This window comes from Streptomyces sp. NPDC049837 (assembly GCF_040674455.1).
Classification (GTDB): domain Bacteria; phylum Actinomycetota; class Actinomycetes; order Streptomycetales; family Streptomycetaceae; genus Streptomyces.
Genome location: NZ_JBFAMP010000003.1, coordinates 506,088 through 521,510, shown reverse-complemented (window position 1 = coordinate 521,510; position 15,423 = coordinate 506,088). Strand labels below are relative to the sequence as shown.

General features: G+C 72.0%; 17 protein-coding genes. 7 read left to right on the top strand and 10 right to left on the bottom strand.

The features are described 5' to 3' along the window. Together AB0J57_RS10290 and AB0J57_RS10285 are read right to left on the bottom strand one after the other, a co-directional pair. Nucleotides 1–558: a DUF1003 domain-containing protein gene (locus AB0J57_RS10290; protein WP_366127602.1), complete on the bottom strand. Its 558-nt coding sequence runs from the start codon at nucleotides 556–558 to the stop codon at nucleotides 1–3. Beyond that, the gene (locus AB0J57_RS10285) at nucleotides 548–1,840 is read right to left on the bottom strand and encodes a CBS domain-containing protein (protein WP_366127601.1); all 1,293 of its coding nucleotides are present in this window, start codon (nucleotides 1,838–1,840) and stop codon (nucleotides 548–550) included. Before AB0J57_RS10285 ends, AB0J57_RS10290 begins: the two co-directional genes overlap by 11 nt. Nucleotides 1,841–1,999: 159 nt before the next feature. Here AB0J57_RS10285 and AB0J57_RS10280 point away from each other — a divergent pair, with 159 nt between their 5' ends. Then, nucleotides 2,000–2,800, top strand: coding sequence for a hypothetical protein (locus AB0J57_RS10280; RefSeq protein WP_366127600.1), 801 nt, complete (start codon nucleotides 2,000–2,002; stop codon nucleotides 2,798–2,800). A 46-nt stretch (nucleotides 2,801–2,846) separates the two neighbouring features. On the opposite strand, the gene AB0J57_RS10275 is transcribed toward AB0J57_RS10280, so the two are convergent. Further along, nucleotides 2,847–3,353 carry a hypothetical protein gene (locus AB0J57_RS10275; protein ID WP_366127599.1) on the bottom strand — a complete coding sequence of 169 codons (507 nt, stop codon included), beginning with the start codon at nucleotides 3,351–3,353 and terminating at the stop codon, nucleotides 2,847–2,849. Between the two features lie 23 nt (nucleotides 3,354–3,376). Beyond that, nucleotides 3,377–4,510, bottom strand: a complete 1,134-nt coding sequence (locus AB0J57_RS10270) for a magnesium and cobalt transport protein CorA (protein WP_366127598.1) — start codon at nucleotides 4,508–4,510, stop codon at nucleotides 3,377–3,379. 461 nt (nucleotides 4,511–4,971) lie between these two features. Between AB0J57_RS10270 and AB0J57_RS10265 the strand changes: the two genes are divergently transcribed. After that, nucleotides 4,972–5,562: a suppressor of fused domain protein gene (locus tag AB0J57_RS10265; RefSeq protein WP_366127597.1), complete on the top strand. Its 591-nt coding sequence runs from the start codon at nucleotides 4,972–4,974 to the stop codon at nucleotides 5,560–5,562. Between the two features lie 6 nt (nucleotides 5,563–5,568). Here the strand turns inward: AB0J57_RS10265 and AB0J57_RS10260 are convergent, their stop codons facing one another. After that, entirely contained in the window at nucleotides 5,569–6,789 is a 1,221-nt protein-coding gene (locus AB0J57_RS10260; protein ID WP_366127596.1) for an MFS transporter, read from the bottom strand. A 173-nt stretch (nucleotides 6,790–6,962) separates the two neighbouring features. Here AB0J57_RS10260 and AB0J57_RS10255 point away from each other — a divergent pair, with 173 nt between their 5' ends. From AB0J57_RS10255 to AB0J57_RS10245, 3 genes are all read left to right on the top strand, one after another. After that, the gene (locus AB0J57_RS10255; RefSeq protein WP_366127595.1) at nucleotides 6,963–7,601 is read left to right on the top strand and encodes a DUF6758 family protein; all 639 of its coding nucleotides are present in this window, start codon (nucleotides 6,963–6,965) and stop codon (nucleotides 7,599–7,601) included. 74 nt (nucleotides 7,602–7,675) lie between these two features. Then, on the top strand, nucleotides 7,676–8,542 hold the full coding sequence (locus AB0J57_RS10250) for a PHP domain-containing protein (RefSeq protein ID WP_366127594.1): 867 nt from the start codon (nucleotides 7,676–7,678) through the stop codon (nucleotides 8,540–8,542). A 77-nt stretch (nucleotides 8,543–8,619) separates the two neighbouring features. After that, entirely contained in the window at nucleotides 8,620–9,225 is a 606-nt protein-coding gene (locus AB0J57_RS10245) for a MarC family protein (RefSeq protein ID WP_366127593.1), read from the top strand. An 86-nt stretch (nucleotides 9,226–9,311) separates the two neighbouring features. Here AB0J57_RS10245 and AB0J57_RS10240 read toward each other — a convergent pair whose 3' ends face one another. Next, a complete protein-coding gene (locus AB0J57_RS10240) occupies nucleotides 9,312–9,464 on the bottom strand; it encodes a hypothetical protein (protein ID WP_366127592.1) in 153 nt (50 codons plus the stop codon). Nucleotides 9,465–9,640: 176 nt separating this feature from the next. Between AB0J57_RS10240 and AB0J57_RS10235 the strand changes: the two genes are divergently transcribed. After that, nucleotides 9,641–10,558, top strand: coding sequence for an NYN domain-containing protein (locus tag AB0J57_RS10235; protein WP_366127591.1), 918 nt, complete (start codon nucleotides 9,641–9,643; stop codon nucleotides 10,556–10,558). On the opposite strand, the gene AB0J57_RS10230 is transcribed toward AB0J57_RS10235, so the two are convergent. Together AB0J57_RS10230 and AB0J57_RS10225 are read right to left on the bottom strand one after the other, a co-directional pair. Then, a complete protein-coding gene (locus AB0J57_RS10230; protein ID WP_366127590.1) occupies nucleotides 10,543–11,424 on the bottom strand; it encodes an alpha/beta hydrolase in 882 nt (293 codons plus the stop codon). The genes AB0J57_RS10235 and AB0J57_RS10230 overlap by 16 nt on opposite strands. 118 nt (nucleotides 11,425–11,542) lie before the next feature. Next, complete coding sequence (locus tag AB0J57_RS10225; RefSeq protein WP_366127588.1) at nucleotides 11,543–13,432, bottom strand: DEAD/DEAH box helicase; 1,890 nt, start codon at nucleotides 13,430–13,432, stop codon at nucleotides 11,543–11,545. Nucleotides 13,433–13,913: 481 nt separating this feature from the next. On the opposite strand from AB0J57_RS10225, the gene AB0J57_RS10220 reads away from it, so the two are divergent. Beyond that, a complete protein-coding gene (locus AB0J57_RS10220; protein WP_366127587.1) occupies nucleotides 13,914–14,669 on the top strand; it encodes a ferritin-like fold-containing protein in 756 nt (251 codons plus the stop codon). A 36-nt stretch (nucleotides 14,670–14,705) separates the two neighbouring features. Here the strand turns inward: AB0J57_RS10220 and AB0J57_RS10215 are convergent, their stop codons facing one another. Next, nucleotides 14,706–14,972 (bottom strand): hypothetical protein, encoded by a 267-nt coding sequence (locus tag AB0J57_RS10215; protein ID WP_366127586.1) that lies wholly within the window; start codon nucleotides 14,970–14,972, stop codon nucleotides 14,706–14,708. Between the two features lie 165 nt (nucleotides 14,973–15,137). Then, entirely contained in the window at nucleotides 15,138–15,365 is a 228-nt protein-coding gene (locus AB0J57_RS10210; protein WP_351815300.1) for a DUF3107 domain-containing protein, read from the bottom strand. Nucleotides 15,366–15,423: the final 58 nt, after the last annotated feature.

Below are 15,423 nucleotides of genomic sequence, written 5' to 3'. Positions count from 1 at the left end.
TCAGCGGTCGGCTTCGTCACTTCCGTGGGTCCCGCCGCGCGGGAATAGATCGCGCCGCTCGTCGAGCTCGCGTACCAGGTCCTCCAGCTCGGAGCGGATCCAGTCGCGGGTGGCGACCTCGCCGAGGCCCATCCGGAGCGCCGCGATCTCCCGGGTCAGGTACTCCGTGTCGGCGATGGACCGCTCGTTCTGCTTGCGGTCCTGCTCCAGGTTGACCCGGTCCCGGTCGGCCTGCCGGTTCTGCGCCAGCAGGATCAGCGGCGCGGCGTAGGAGGCCTGGAGCGACAGGGCCAGGGTCAGGAAGATGAAGGGGTATTCGTCCCAGCGCAGGTGGCCGGGCGCCGAGATGTTCCACAGCACCCAGACGACGACGATCACCGTCATCCAGACGAGGAACCGCCCGGTGCCGATGAAACGGGCGATCCGCTCCGACAGCCGCCCGAAGGCCTCGGGGTCGTACGCCGGCAGCAGCTTGGGGCGCCGGATGCGTGGCTGGTCCAGCCGGATGCGGGGCGCGGGCGGCTCCCCCGTACGCTCGTACGTCCGCTCATGCGCCATGCGCGACCTCACTCTCGCCCGCCGCGCTTCCGACCTCCGCGTCGAACTCGGCCTCGCGCCAGTCCTCGGGCAGCAGGTGGTCGAGTACGTCGTCGACGGTGACCGCGCCGAGCAGCGAGCCGCTCTCGTCCACGACCGGGGCGGCGACCAGGTTGTACGCGGCCAGGTGCTGGGTCACGGCGGACAGCGGGGTCTCCGGGGTGAGCGGCTCCAGGTCGGTGTCGACGACCGCCGACACGAGCGTGAACGGCGGATCGCGCAGCAGCCGCTGGAAGTGCACCGTCCCCAGGAACTTGCCCGTGGGCGTCTCGTCGGGCGGCCGGCACACGTACACCTGGGCGGCGAGGGCCGGGGAGAGGTCCTGCTGGCGTACGCGCGCGAGCGCGTCGGCGACCGTCGCGTCGGGGCGCAGCACGATCGGCTCGGTGGTCATCAGACCGCCCGCCGTGCGCTCCTCGTACGACATCAGACGGCGTACGTCGGCGGCGTCGTCCGGCCGCATCAGGGTCAGCAGCCGCTCCTTCTCCTCCTCGGGCAGCTCGGACAGCAGGTCGGCGGCGTCGTCGGGGTCCATGGCCTCCAGGACGTCGGCGGCCCGCTCCTCCTTGAGCTTGCCGAGGATCTCGACCTGGTCGTCCTCGGGCAGCTCCTCCAGTACGTCGGCGAGCCGGTCGTCGTCGAGGGCGGCGGCGACCTCGGCGCGGCGCTTGGGGGTCAGGTGGTGCAGGGCGTTGGCGAGGTCGGCCGGGCGCATCCGCTCGAAGGTGGCGACCAGGCTCTCGGCGCCCTGCCCGTGCTCCTCCAGCGAGAAGCCGGTCACGGCCGACCACTCGACGGTGAGCGTCTCGCCCTTGCGGCGCAGCGCCCCGCCGCCGCCCCGGCGGACGAAGACCTTGTCGATCTCCCAGTCGCGGCGGGCCGGGAGCTGCTGGATGGCCACGTCGAGGACGGTCACCTCGGAGCCGTCCTCGACGAGCCGGACGCGCCGGTCGAGCAGTTCGCCGAGGACCAGGCGCTCGGTGGGGCGCTGCTCGAAGCGGCGCACGTTGAGCACGCCGGTGGTGATGACCTGGCCGGACTCGATGCCGGTGACGCGGGTCATGGGCAGGAAGATCCGGCGGCGGCCGATGACCTCGACGACCAGGCCGAGGAGGCGGGGCGGGCGGCGGCCCACCCGGAGCATCGCGACGAGGTCGCGGACGCGGCCCACCTGGTCGCCGTTCGGGTCGAAGACGGGGACGCCGGCGAGGTGCGAGACGAAGATACGAGCGCCTGCCGCCATGCCGCACACCTCCTCGTCTGCCGGAATTCTGGGCTTTCATGCCGATTCAGGCTAGCCCGTCCTGGTGCGGGTCGCCCAGGCAGGGCGTCCGTACGGCTCTCTGCCGACGGCCGTATACGACACAGGTACGCTGCGGTCTGCCAACCCCCCCACGGTTTGATGAGAGGCAGTGCGCTGGTGATCCTTCTCGCCCCGGCTTCGCGTGCCCGCCGGGCCGCCCTCCCCCTCGCACTGTGCGTCGGGCTGACCGCGGTGCTCACCGCCTGCGGAGAGGAACCCGATCCGGACGCGGGGACGAACGGGGTGGGCAGACTGTCCGCCACCGAGATCGAGACGAAGGCACGGGCGGCGGCGGCCGGGGCGAAGGCGGTACGGCTGTCGGGGTCGCTGGTCAGCAAGGGCGGCACGTACAAGCTGAACATGCGGCTGAACCAGACCGGCGCGACCGGGTCGGTCGTCACCAAGACGTCCACCTTCGAGCTGCTGCGGGTCGGCGACGCGCTGTACCTGAAGGCGGACGCGGCCTTCTGGACCAGCGCGGAGAGCGACGGGGGCGACCAGGACGACGAGAAGGACGACTCCGGCACGGGGGCGGCGGACAAGCTCGACGACAAGTATGTGAAGGTCCCCGAGGGCGACCCGTCGTACAAGCAGCTCCGCGGCTTCACCGAGATGAACGTCCTGCTCCGCGGGCTGCTGGAACTGCACGGCGACATCGTCAAGGGCGACCGCTCCAAGGTCGGCGGCATCCGCACCGTCAAGGTCGCCGGCGGTGCCCAGGGCGAGGGCGGCACCCTGGACGTCTCCCTGGAGGGCACCCCCTACCCGCTCCAGTTCGCCCGTGGCGGCGGCGCGGGAGTGGTCGTCCTGTCGGACTGGAACAAGCCCTTCCCCCTGACGGCCCCCTCCAAGGACGAGACCCTCGACTACGGCCGCCAGCTCCCGCGCACCAGCGACTGACCTCTGCGGGGGCGCGGGGGCGCAGCCCCCATACGCCCGCGCGCGGCTAGCGCTTCTTGCGCTTCAGCAGCAGGCGCGGAAGCGCCGCCGGGATCGGGTGGCGCGTGGTGGCCGGGGTGGACAGCGGGCGCGCCGCGAGGGAGCCGTCCGGGTGGGCGGTCGTCGCCTCACCGGGCGTCAGGCGCAGCACCCGGCACTCGCGCGCCCAGCGCTCGGTCATCGTCTCCGCGTCCGGGGCGTTCAGCCGCTTGCCCTTCAGCTCCGCGACGGCCGCCTCCCACGGCTCCGAACCGGGGGCCAGCTCGGTCACGGCGGCCGTCCAGGCGACCACCCGGCCGCCCTTGTCCTTGCTGCGCACCGTCACCTCGGCGGTGGAGCCGTCCGCCAGGCCCGGCAGCGGCTGCTCGCCCGGCCCGTCGCCGACGACGTACGCCGCGCCGTCCAGCCACACGTGCCACAGCGCCCGGGCCGGGCCCCCGCCGCGTACCCAGATGAGGCCGGACTTCTTGGTGGCCTCCTCGACGAGGGCCTGGTCGAGCAGTGCGTCTGTCATGGCACGCAGCTTAGCCACTCGCGCTAGAGCCACCCGTTGCGCTTGAGGGTTCGGTGGATCGCGAAACAGATCACCGAGATCCCGACCAGCACCAGCGGGTAGCCGAACTTCCACCGCAGCTCCGGCATGTAGTCGAAGTTCATGCCGTACACGCCGCACACCGCCGTCGGTACGGCGATGATCGCCGCCCACGAGGTGATCTTGCGCATGTCCTCGTTCTGCGCGACCGTCGCCTGGGCCAGGTTCGCCTGGAGGATGGAGTTCAGCAGCTCGTCGAAGCCGATGACCTGCTCCTGCACCCGCGCCAGGTGGTCGGCGACGTCCCGGAAGTACTTCTGGATGTCCGGGTCCACCAGCCGCATGGGCCGCTCGCTCAGCAACTGCATCGGCCGCAGCAGCGGCGAGACCGCCCGCTTGAACTCCAGCACCTCACGCTTGAGCTGGTAGATCCGCCCGGTGTCGGCGCCGCGCGTCGAGCCCTTGGCCGGCGGCGAGAAGACGTCGATCTCGATCTGGTCGATGTCGATCTCCACCGCGTCGGCGACCGCGATGTAGCCGTCCACCACGTGGTCGGCGATCGCGTGCAGCACCGCCGACGGGCCCTTCTCCAGCAGCTCCGGCTCGCCCTCCATGCGGTGGCGCAGGTTGCGCAGGGAGCCCTGCCCGCCGTGCCGGACGGTGATCACGAAGTCCCGGCCGGTGAAGCACATCACCTCACCGGTCTCGACGACCTCACTGGTCGCCGTGAGTTCGGCGTGCTCGACGTAGTGGATCGTCTTGAAGACGGTGAACAGCGTGTCGTCGTACCGCTCCAGCTTGGGCCGCTGGTGCGCGTGGACCGCGTCCTCCACGGCCAGCGGGTGCAGCCCGAACTCGGCCGCGATACCGGCGAATTCGGCCTCCGTCGGCTCGTGCAGCCCGATCCACGCGAAGCCACCGCCCTCGCGCACCTGCCGCATGGCCTCGCGCGGCGTGAGGCACGTGTCGGTCGCCTCGTCCTTCAGCCGGCGGCCGTCGCGGTACACGGCGCAGTCGACGACCGCGGTGGACGTCGACGGGTCACGGGTCGCGTCGTAGGAGTTGTACGTGTTGTACGGGGCAGTGCTCTTGCGCAGCGACGGGCGGACCGCTGCGCGCAGGTCACGGATCATCGACATGGCTGGCTCCTTCACGGAGAGGCCGTCGCGGGGCGTGGCACAGCCCGGAATGAGGACGTGGCGTTCCTTACGTCCGCAAAGCGGGCGGCACCGCGGGATCGCGGTGACGGCGTTCGCTACAGACAGGCAAAACGGTGTGCTCTTCCGTCGTGCGCATAGCCATGACCTCGTACTCACGCCCCATGAGGAAGAGCGGGAGCGAGCAGGTGAGATGTCTCTCGGATCACATCTCAGGTCACAGGAAAAAGCCGCGGGCGGAAGAGCGGTTGGTACTGCACGGTCGACTTCGATCCACCGCAGCCCCACCTCCTCCGGCCGGTCCCCCGTGGGGGATGACGTGTCGTCGGGACTGGAAAGCCACGCTCCGCGTGCTGTCCCGACCAGCAGACGGCCAAGACTATCAGCCGACTGAGGGTCAATCCCTTACTTTGCCCGTTCCATACGCGCTCTATGCTCGCCGCATGGGAGAAGTTCTTGCTCTGGTCGAGGCCCGGCTGCGTACCGCCCTCGGTGAACCGGACGCGCGCGCCGCGGTGACCTTCCTGGGCACCGACCGCATCGAGGTGCTCCGCTTCACGGACGCCGGCCTCGGCCTCGTGAGGTACGTCACCCTCGGGATGTCGGCCCAGCCGATGACCGACCCGACCGCCGCCCTCGCCGACCCGGTCAAGGGCCCGCGCGCGGAGCTCCTCCTGACCGTACGGTCCGGGCTCGCCGACACCGACAAGGTGCTGCGCCCGCTCGCGGTCCTCGCCGCCTCCCCGCAGGTCGAGGGCGTCGTCGTGGCCCCCGGCGCCTCCCTGGACACCGGCGAACCCCTGTGGCCCGGCGCGCCGTTCACCTCCGTCCTCGTCGCGGAGTCCGGCGGACTGGTCGAGGACCTGGAGCTGGACGCGCCGATGGACCCGGTGCGTTTCCTGCCGCTGCTGCCGATGACGCCCAACGAGGCCGCCTGGAAGCGCGTGCACGGCGCGCAGGCGCTCCAGGAGCGGTGGCTGGCGGCGGGCACGGACCTGCGCGATCCGCTGCGCAGGTCCGTAACCCTCGACTGACGGCGGTCAGTTGGCGAGGGCCGGCCGGGGGCGCGCGGCCCGGTGCTCCTCGGCCTCGTGGGTGAGCGAGCGGCGGCGCGCCCACACGATGCCCGCGCCGATCGCCGCCGCGACGCCCGCCACGACGAACGGCATGTGGACATCGCTCCACTCCTCGATCCTCGGTGCGAGCCAGGGCGCGGCGGCGGCCGCGAACCAGCGCACGAAGTTGTAGCCGGCGCTGGCCACCGGGCGCGGCGCGTCGGAGACGCCGAGGGCCAGTTCGGTGAAGACGGTGTTGTTCACGCCGATGAAGGCGCCCGACAGGATCGTGCAGGCGATCGCGGTGGTGTGGTCGCCGTACCCGAGGACGACGACGTCGGCGGCGAGCAGCACGAGCGAGCCGCCGAGCACCCTCAGCGACCCGAACCGCTCCTGGAGGCGCGGCGCCACCAGCACGGAGAACACCGCGAGCAGCACGCCCCAGGCGAAGAACACCGCGCCGGACTTGTACGGCGTCATGTCGAGCACGAACGGTGTGAAGGCGAGCACGGTGAAGAACGCGTAGTTGTAGAAGAAGGCGGAAGCGGCGGCGGACGCCAGCCCGCCGTGGCCGAGCGCCCTGAGCGGGTCGAGCAGGGACGTCTTGCGCGCGGGCTTCGGCTGTTCCCGCAGGAACGCGGCGATGCACAGGAAGCCGATCGCCATCAGCGCGGCCGTGCCGAAGAACGGATAACGCCAGCTCGCGTCGCCCAGGACGGCGCCCACCAGCGGCCCGCAGGCCATGCCCAGGCCGAGGGCCGACTCGTACAGCAGGATCGCGGCCGCGCTGCCGCCGGCCGCCGCGCCGACGATCACGGCGAGGGAGGTGGAGACGAACAGCGCGTTGCCGAGCCCCCAGCCGGCCCGGAAGCCCACCAGCTCGCCGACCGAGCCCGACTGACCGGAGAGGGCGGCGAAGACGATGACCAGGGCGAGCCCGGCGAGGAGCGTCCTACGGCCGCCGATGCGGCTGGAGACGAAGCCGGTGATCAGCATCGCGACGGCGGTGATCAGGAAGTACGAGGTGAACAGCAGCGAGACCTGGCTGGGGGTCGCGTGCAGGCCCTGGGCGATGGACGGCAGGATCGGGTCCACCAGTCCGATGCCCATGAAGGCGACGACGGAAGCGCCTGCCGTCGCCCAGACGGCCTTGGGCTGCCGCAGGATGCCGGTGGCCCCTTCGTCGAACGGATCCTTCTGCCGCATGTCCGCTCCTTTTCGTACCGGCGCATCGGCGCCCTCAAGTAGTTGCTATATACACACAATAAGTTAGACGGGCTAATGGATGCAAGATGCATCAAAAATCGGAGGGCTGAGCGGCACACCGGACGGGTGATCGTCCTTGACGAGGCGACGGCCGGGGAGGACCGTTGAACGCTATGAGGGGCGAACCCAGTTGCCCGAAGTGCGGAGGCCGGGTCCGGGCGCCCGGTCTCTTTTCCGACTCCTGGCAGTGCGACGTGCACGGCGCCGTGCAACCGCTCCAGCCCGTGATCCCGCCCAGCGTCGAAGCGCTCGGCGTCGTCACGCACCGGGCGCAGGTCCCCGTCTGGATGCCCTGGCCGCTGCCCGTGGGCTGGCTGTTCACCGGGGTCGCCTACGCGGGCGACGACCGCAGCGGCGGCCGGGCCACCGTCGTCGCCTGCTCGGGCCCCGCCCCCCTCGGCGGCGTGGGTGAGCTGCTGCTGATCGCCGAGGAACCGGGCGTCGGCCTGGGCGCGCGGTACGCCGGGATCGACGGCCCCGACCCGGGCCCCCACATGTGCACCGGCACCCGCCCGCAGGCCAAGGTCCTCGCGGCCGGGCGCCCCACCCCGCTCTGGCACGTCAGCGACGCCCCCGAGGACCGCGCGGTCTTCGCGGGCGAGGCGCGGGGGCTGTGGCTGTGGGCCATCGTCTGGCCCGAGAAGTCGGGGCTGCTGATGTACGACGAGCTCGTCCTGACCGACCTGAGGGAGGCCGGTTCGGAGGTGGAGCTGCTTCCCTGCGGCGCGCTGAGCCCGAGGCTGCTGGACTGACGGCGTGGCGACGGGGCCGGGGCCGGTATCCTTGAGCGGTCCCCTGTCCGTCCCGAGCCCCGGAGTCACGCGTCGTGCGCATCGACCTGCACACCCACTCCACGGCTTCCGACGGTACGGACACCCCCGCCGAGCTCGTGCTCGGCGCCGCCGCGGCCGGGCTCGACGTCGTCGCGCTGACCGACCACGACACCACGCGCGGCCACGCCGAGGCGATCGCCGCGCTCCCCGAAGGCCTCACGCTCGTCACGGGCGCCGAGCTGTCCTGCCGGATCGACGGCATCGGCGTGCACATGCTCGCGTACCTCTTCGACCCGGACGAGCCCGAGCTGGCCCGCGAGCGCGAGCTGGTGCGCGACGACCGTGTGCCGCGCGCCCGCGCCATGGTCGGCAAGCTCCAGCAGCTCGGCGTCCCGGTGACCTGGGAGCAGGTCGCGGCCATCGCCGGTGACGGATCCGTCGGCCGGCCGCACATCGCCGAGGCGCTCGTCCGGCTCGGCGTCGTGGCCGGCGTCTCCGACGCCTTCACGCCCGAGTGGCTCGCCGACGGCGGCCGGGCGTACGTCGAGAAGCACGAGCTCGACCCCTTCACCGCGATCCGTCTCGTCAAGGCGGCCGGCGGGGTCACCGTCTTCGCGCACCCCGGCGCCGTCAAGCGCGGCCGCACGGTGCCCGAGTCGGTCATCGCCGACCTCGCCGCGTACGGCCTCGACGGCATCGAGACCGACCACATGGACCACGACGAGCCGACGCGCGCCAGGCTGCGCGGGCTCGCCGCCGACCTCGGCCTGCTGACCACCGGCTCCAGCGACTACCACGGCACCCGCAAGACCTGCCGCCTCGGCGACTACACCACGGACCCCGAGATCTACGGCGAGATCACGCGCCGCGCGACCGGCGCGTTCCCGGTGCCGGGCACCGGGGGCCCCGCCCAGGCGTAGCTCCGGGGGAGCACGCCGCCCGCAACCCCCGCGCCCCCGCACTTCTCTGTACGACCCTCACCCCGCAAGGCCTCACTGTGTTCGACGTCGCCGTCTTCGGCTCCCTCTTCCTCACCCTTTTTGTCATCATGGATCCCCCTGGGATCACCCCGATCTTCCTCGCCCTGACCTCCGGCCGGGCCACCAAGGTCCAGCGCCGGATGGCCTGGCAGGCCGTCGCGGTCGCCTTCGGCGTGATCACCGTCTTCGGCATCCTGGGCCAGCAGATCCTGGCGTACCTGCACGTCTCCGTGCCCGCGCTGATGATCGCGGGCGGGCTGCTCCTGCTGCTCATCGCGCTCGACCTGCTGACCGGCAAGACCGACGAGCCCAAGCAGACCAAGGACGTCAACGTCGCCCTCGTACCGCTGGGCATGCCACTGCTGGCCGGTCCCGGCGCGATCGTGTCGGTGATCCTCGCCGTGCAGCACGCGGAGGGTGTCGGCGGGCAGATCTCCGTCTGGGCGGCGATCGTCGCCATGCACATCGTGCTGTGGCTGACCATGCGGTACTCGCTGCTGATCATCCGGGTCATCAAGGACGGCGGCGTGGTGCTCGTGACCCGGCTCGCCGGAATGATGCTGTCGGCGATCGCGGTGCAGCAGATCATCAACGGCGTCACCCAGGTCATCCAGGGCGCCTGAGACATCACTGCGCCCCCGTACGGATTCCGGCTGCTTCCAGGCCGCCGGAGTCCGCGCGGGGGCGCGGTGTCAGGGCGTCGTGCTTGTTATGAGGCCGTGGTCCCGGCCGGGCGGATCCAGATGCGCTGGCCGATCGAGGCGGCCTGCTGCACGATCCTGTTGACGGAGGCGGCGTCCACGACGGTGCTGTCCACGGGCGTGCCGTCGACGTCGTCGAGTCGCAGAATCTCGAAGCGCACGGGCTTCTCCCTTCGTCCTGAGTTGATCCTCCTGCTGGAGAACTGTGTTTCCGTATGAGTGCCAACGTCGTGTAGGGGGCAAACATTCCCTACGCTAAAGAAATTTTTTGAGCGCCTAAGTATCTGGGTGTGAGGTGGTGGCGGCGGGGGCCGAGGCGTCGGACAATGAGCCCCGTATGAACCACCGTCCGGAGCCCCCCGCTCCCACCCTCAGCGAACTCGGCGCCCGCCTGGAGCGCACCAATGAGCTCCTCCAGCGGATGCTGGCCGAGGTCGCCAAGACGCCCTCGACGCACGCCATCTTCGTCGACGCCGGTTACGTCCATGCTGCGGCCGGGTTGCTTGTCGCGGGCACCGAGGACCGGCGCTCCTTCGACCTGGACGCGGAAGGGCTCATCGAGGCCTTCATCGACACGGCCCGCACGATCTTCGCGGACAGCCGGCTGCTGCGCGTCTACTGGTACGACGGCGCCCGGCGCCGTATCCACACCCCCGAACAGCAGGCCATCGCCGAGCTGCCCGACGTCAAGGTCCGGCTCGGCAACCTCAACGCCAGCAACCAGCAGAAGGGCGTCGACTCCCTCATCCGCACCGACCTGGAGTCGCTGGCTCGCCACCGCGCCATCAGCGACGCGGCGCTCGTCGGCGGCGACGAGGACCTCGTCTCGGCGGTCGAGGCGGCCCAGGGGTACGGGGCCCGCGTCCACCTCTGGGGCATCGAGGCGGCCGACGGCCGCAACCAGGCCGAGCCCCTCCTCTGGGAGGTCGACAGCGCCCGCACCTTCGACCTCGACTTCTGCCGCCCGTACGTCACCCGGCGGCCGGTCACGACGTACGAGAGCGAGGGCGAGCCGCCGCCGTCACGCGACGAGGTGCGCTTCGTGGGCGCCCGGATCGCGGAGACGTGGCTGGCGGAGCGGGGCCAGACCGCGATGGCCGAGCTGCTGCCCGGCCACCCCTACCTGCCCGGACCGGTGGACCAGGACCTGCTCATCGAGGCGGAGCAGTTGCTGAGCCGGTCCCTGCGCGGGCACGCCATGCTTCGGCGGTCGCTGCGGGACGGCTTCTGGCAGCACCTTCAGTCGCGGTTCTGACGGCTCTCGCAGTCGTCCCAGAACCGGACTACGGCCACGGCGGTCTCCACCGGGCGGTCGGTGTTCGGTGAGTGCTCGGCGCCCTCGATACGCGTCCGGTGCGCGCCGAGCCGGTCCGCCATCGCGTCGAGCAGCGGCACCGGCCACGTGTCGTCCCGCACGCCCGAGATCACGTGCACGGGCACCGGCGGGCGCAGCGCGGCCAGCTCGTCGACCCGGTCCGGCTCGACGGTCAGCCGGCGGCCGGTGGCCAGGAGCTGCGCGGGGTTGTGCAGCAGCCAGCGGCGGCGGAGGTCCTCGCGGTTGCTGCCCGCCTCGTCGGCGTCCTCCGGCGGGTCCAGGGCGCGCATCGCCTGCCACACCTGACCCATCGTCATCACCGCGAGCGCGTCGCTCAGCAGCTTGATCTTCTCCTGCTGGGCGGGCGCGACCTGGGCGGGACCGGACGACATCAGCGTGAGCGTGGCGAAGGGCGCCGCGTCGAGCAGGACGGCCGCGCGGGCGATCTGGCCGCCGAGGGAGTGGCCGAGCAGGTGGACCCGGCCGCTGTCGAGCGCCGCCGCCTGGGCCAGCGCGTCGCGCGCCAACTCCTCCTGCTCGTAGGCCTGTTGGTCGTCGGGGCCGGTCGTCTCGTACTGCCCGCGACCGTCAACGGCGACCGCGCGGTAGCCGGCGTCGGCGAGCGGCTGGAGCATGGCGATGAAGTCCTCCTTGGACCCGGTGTACCCGGGCAGCAGGAGGGCCGTCCCCTTCGGTTCCGTACCGGCGGCGGGAGCCGCGTCCAGCACGGCGAAGTCACCACGGGACGTGCGGAGGGTGCGGGCACGGGCGCAGGGGGGCGGGGTGAACGTGGGCGGGCGGCTCATAGGACGAGGCTATCGGGACCCGGCCGCCGGACGCGGATACGGCGACGGCCCCGCCCCCGGGAAGGGGTGGGGCCGTCGCTCGTGTGCCTGGTGTGGCTCGGGTGTGGCGCTCGTCCGGTCAGCTCTCCGGCTGGGCGGCCGCCACGGCCTTCGTCGTCCGGCGCCGACGGGGCTTGGCCTCCGCCTCCGCGCCCGCTTCCGGGGCGGCCACGGCCTTGCGGGTGCGGCGGCGCGGCTTGGCCTCGGGCTCCGGCTCGGCGGCCGGGGCGTCGGCGACGGGGGCCTCGGTGGCCTCCGCGACGGGCTCGGCGGCCTTACGGGTACGGCGGCGCGGCTTGGCCTCCGCCTCGGCGGTCGCTTCCACGGCCGCTTCCGGGGCGGCCACGGCCTTGCGGGTGCGGCGGCGCGGCTTGGCTTCCGGCTCGGCCTCGGCGACCGGGGCCTCGATGACCGGGGCCTCGGCGACCGGCTCCGCGGCCTTGCGGGTGCGGCGACGGGGCCTGGCCTCGGGCTCCGGCTCGGTGGCCGGGGCGTCGGTGACAGGGGCCTCGATGGCCGGGGCGGTGGCCACGGCCTCCGCCGCGGGGGCGCCCGCGCGGGTACGGGTGCGGCGGCGGCGCGGCGTGCGGGGCGCCGGGGCCTCGTCCTCCGCCGGGGCCACCGGCTCGGCGGTCGTCACCGCGGCGTCGGCGGCCACGGGGGCGCCGCTCCGCGTGCGGCGGCGCTGGCGCGGCGTACGCGTACGCTCCGGGCGCTCCTCCGAGCGCTCCGTACGGTCCGAACGCTCCGGGCGCCGGCCACGCGACCCACGGCCGCCCGTCTCGCCGAGGTCCTCGACCTCTTCCGCGTCCAGACCGGCACGGGTCCGCTCGGCACGCGGCAGGACGCCCTTCGTGCCCTCGGGGATGTCCATGTCCGCGTACAGGTGCGGGGACGTCGAGTACGTCTCCACCGGGTCGTTGAAGTCCAGGCCCAGCGCCTTGTTGATGAGCTGCCAGCGCGGGATGTCGTCCCAGTCGACCAGCGTGACGGCGATGCCCTTCTTGCCCGCGCGGCCCGTACGGCCCACGCGGTGGAGGAAGGTCTTCTCGTCCTCGGGCGACTGGTAGTTGATCACGTGCGTGACGCCGTCCACGTCGATGCCGCGCGCGGCGACATCGGTGCAGACCAGGACGTCGACCTTGCCGTTGCGGAAGGCGCGCAGCGCCTGCTCGCGGGCGCCCTGGCCGAGGTCGCCGTGGACCGCGCCGGAGGCGAAGCCGCGCCGTTCGAGCTGCTCGGCGATGTCGGCCGCCGTCCGCTTCGTACGGCAGAAGATCATCGCGAGCCCGCGGCCGTTGGCCTGGAGGATGCGCGAGACCATCTCGGGCTTGTCCATGGAGTGCGCGCGGTACACGTACTGCGCGATGTTCGCGACGGTCGCGCCCTCGTCGTCCGGCGCGGTGGCGCGGATGTGCGTGGGCTGCGACATGTAGCGGCGGGCCAGGCCGATGACGGCGCCCGGCATGGTCGCCGAGAACAGCATGGTCTGGCGCTTCGCCGGAAGCATGTTGATGATCTTCTCGACGTCGGGCAGGAAGCCCAGGTCGAGCATCTCGTCGGCCTCGTCGAGGACGAGCGCCTTGACCTTGGACAGGTCGAGCTTGCGCTGGCCGGCGAGGTCGAGGAGGCGGCCCGGGGTGCCGACGATCACGTCGACGCCCTTCTTCAGGGCCTCGACCTGGGGCTCGTACGCGCGGCCGCCGTAGATCGCGAGAACGCGGACGTTACGGACCTTGCCGGCGGTGAGCAGGTCGTTGGTGACCTGGGTGCACAGCTCGCGGGTGGGGACCACCACGAGCGCCTGCGGGGCGTCCGTGAGCTGCTCGGGCTTAGCCCGGCCCGCCTCGACGTCGGCGGGGACGGTGACGCGCTCCAGCAGCGGCAGGCCGAACCCGAGGGTCTTGCCGGTGCCGGTCTTGGCCTGGCCGATGACGTCGGTGCCGGAGAGCGCGACCGGAAGGGTCATCTCCTGGATGGGAAAGGGGGACGTGATGCCGACGGCTTCGAGGGCCTCGGCGGTCTCGGGAAGGATCCCGAGCTCTCGGAAAGTCGTAGTCAGGGTGCTGCCTCTTCTGTGAGACGCGGCATGAGGCGAACGCTGGGGGTCGTACCGTGCCGGTTACGGCCGGCCGCTGGTCGTCAAGACCGCTGCCGGGTGGCGCGGGACCACTGCCGTCGCTCGAGCGTCATACCGCTGAGGGGCCCCTCATGTGCGGCTCATGCGCACGGAGGGCTGTCGGGTCGGAGCCGATCGGGCCACCGACCGGGCATCCTCATTCATGAGATGGCCCGCCGAGTACATACGAACATGACTGAATACTCAGCAGGCGCATTACCACTGTACCCCGGATCCGCGCAGGTGTGTCGGGACGATTCATAAGGAGGGGGAGGTCACAGTGGATGACCAGGGCCTTCGGCGGCGCGCCGAGCGGGCTATTGTGCGCTTCATGGAGACGCCTGACAACGCCGCCGCTTCCGCTGCTTCCGCCGCCGCCGCCGAAGAACCGACCGGGATCGCCGCCCTCGACTGGGCCGGTGCCTCCGCCGAGCCCCAGTACCGCGCCGCGGTCGTGGACCTGCTCGGCGCGCTCGCGTACGGGGAGCTGGCGGCCTTCGAGCGGCTGGCCGAGGACGCGAAGCTGGCGCCGACGCTCGCCGACAAGGCGGAGCTGGCGAAGATGGCGTCGGCCGAGTTCCACCACTTCGAGCGGCTTCGGGACCGGCTGACGGCGATCGACGCGGAGCCGACGGCCGCGATGGAACCGTTCGCCAAGGCGCTGGACGACTTCCACCGCCAGACCGCGCCGTCCGACTGGCTGGAGGGCCTGGTCAAGGCGTACGTCGGCGACTCGATCGCCAGCGACTTCTATCGGGAGGTCGCCGTCCGGCTGGACTCCGACACCCGGGCGCTGGTGCTGGCGGTGCTGGACGACACCGGGCACGGCAACTTCGCCGTCGAGAAGGTGCGCGCCGCGATCGAGGCCGACCCCCGGGTGGGTGGCCGCCTCGCGCTGTGGGCACGCCGCCTGATGGGCGAGGCCCTGTCCCAGGCCCAGCGGGTGGTGGCGGAGCGCGACGCGCTCTCCACGATGCTCGTCGGCGGCGTGGCGGACGGCTTCGACCTGGCGGCGGTGGGCGAGATGTTCTCCCGCATCACCAAGGCCCACACCAAGCGCATGGCCGCCCTGGGCCTGGCCGCCTGACGCGGCGGCCTCCTCGCCGGGCGGTCCCCCGCGCGTCTACGTCGCCGCCGAGCGGCGTAGGCGGCGGGTGGGGCGGAGCAGGAGCGAGAGCACGACGGCCGTGACCGCGACCGCGCCCAGCAGGGTGCCCAGCGCATGGCCGGGGCCGAGCGCCGCGTGGGTGATCAGCGCGCCGAACAGCGCGCCCAGCACGCCCGCGCCGAGCACCACGCGGCGTGACGGGAGCCGGTCGGTCAGCCGGTGGGCGGCCGCCCAGGACAGTGCGAGTCCGAGCACGACGGAGCCGAAAGCTTCCCAGAACACTGGATCACCTCGCGGACGGCGGGGCGGGCAAAACGGTCACAGCCCGTACTACCCGATGCGCACGAAACGCAATCCTGCTCCTGGGACGTCCTGGGACCTCCAGGGACGCGCGAAGGCCCGGCGGGACCAACCCCGCCGGGCCTTCGCGTCGTACAACCCGTACTGCTAGAGCGCCCCGAAACCCACGCGGGGCTTCGCCGGCTCGCCGATCTCCACGTAGGCGATCCGGTCCGTCGGCACCAGGACCTTGCGGCCCTTGTCGTCCGTCAGACTGAGCAACTGCGTCTTGCCGGCCAGTGCCTCGGTCACCGCGCGCTCCACCTCCTCGGCGGACTGCCCGCTCTCCAGAGCGATCTCCCGGGGCGCGTGCTGCACGCCGATCTTGACCTCCACGGCTATGTCCCTCCGAACGGTCAGCGATGCGCGGTCAGCCGCGCCGTACGCTGCACAC

Coding starts and splice junctions, on each gene's coding strand:
- AB0J57_RS10280 (WP_366127600.1), top strand. CDS start 2,000: ATGAGAGGCAGTGCGCTGGTGATCCTTCTCGCCCCGGCTTCGCGTGCC.
- AB0J57_RS10225 (WP_366127588.1), bottom strand. CDS start 13,432: ATGACCCTTCCGGTCGCGCTCTCCGGCACCGACGTCATCGGCCAGGCC.
- AB0J57_RS10235 (WP_366127591.1), top strand. CDS start 9,641: ATGAACCACCGTCCGGAGCCCCCCGCTCCCACCCTCAGCGAACTCGGC.
- AB0J57_RS10290 (WP_366127602.1), bottom strand. CDS start 558: ATGGCGCATGAGCGGACGTACGAGCGTACGGGGGAGCCGCCCGCGCCC.
- AB0J57_RS10270 (WP_366127598.1), bottom strand. CDS start 4,510: ATGTCGATGATCCGTGACCTGCGCGCAGCGGTCCGCCCGTCGCTGCGC.
- AB0J57_RS10255 (WP_366127595.1), top strand. CDS start 6,963: ATGAGGGGCGAACCCAGTTGCCCGAAGTGCGGAGGCCGGGTCCGGGCG.
- AB0J57_RS10265 (WP_366127597.1), top strand. CDS start 4,972: ATGGGAGAAGTTCTTGCTCTGGTCGAGGCCCGGCTGCGTACCGCCCTC.
- AB0J57_RS10260 (WP_366127596.1), bottom strand. CDS start 6,789: ATGCGGCAGAAGGATCCGTTCGACGAAGGGGCCACCGGCATCCTGCGG.
- AB0J57_RS10230 (WP_366127590.1), bottom strand. CDS start 11,424: ATGAGCCGCCCGCCCACGTTCACCCCGCCCCCCTGCGCCCGTGCCCGC.
- AB0J57_RS10285 (WP_366127601.1), bottom strand. CDS start 1,840: ATGGCGGCAGGCGCTCGTATCTTCGTCTCGCACCTCGCCGGCGTCCCC.
- AB0J57_RS10275 (WP_366127599.1), bottom strand. CDS start 3,353: ATGACAGACGCACTGCTCGACCAGGCCCTCGTCGAGGAGGCCACCAAG.
- AB0J57_RS10220 (WP_366127587.1), top strand. CDS start 13,914: ATGGAGACGCCTGACAACGCCGCCGCTTCCGCTGCTTCCGCCGCCGCC.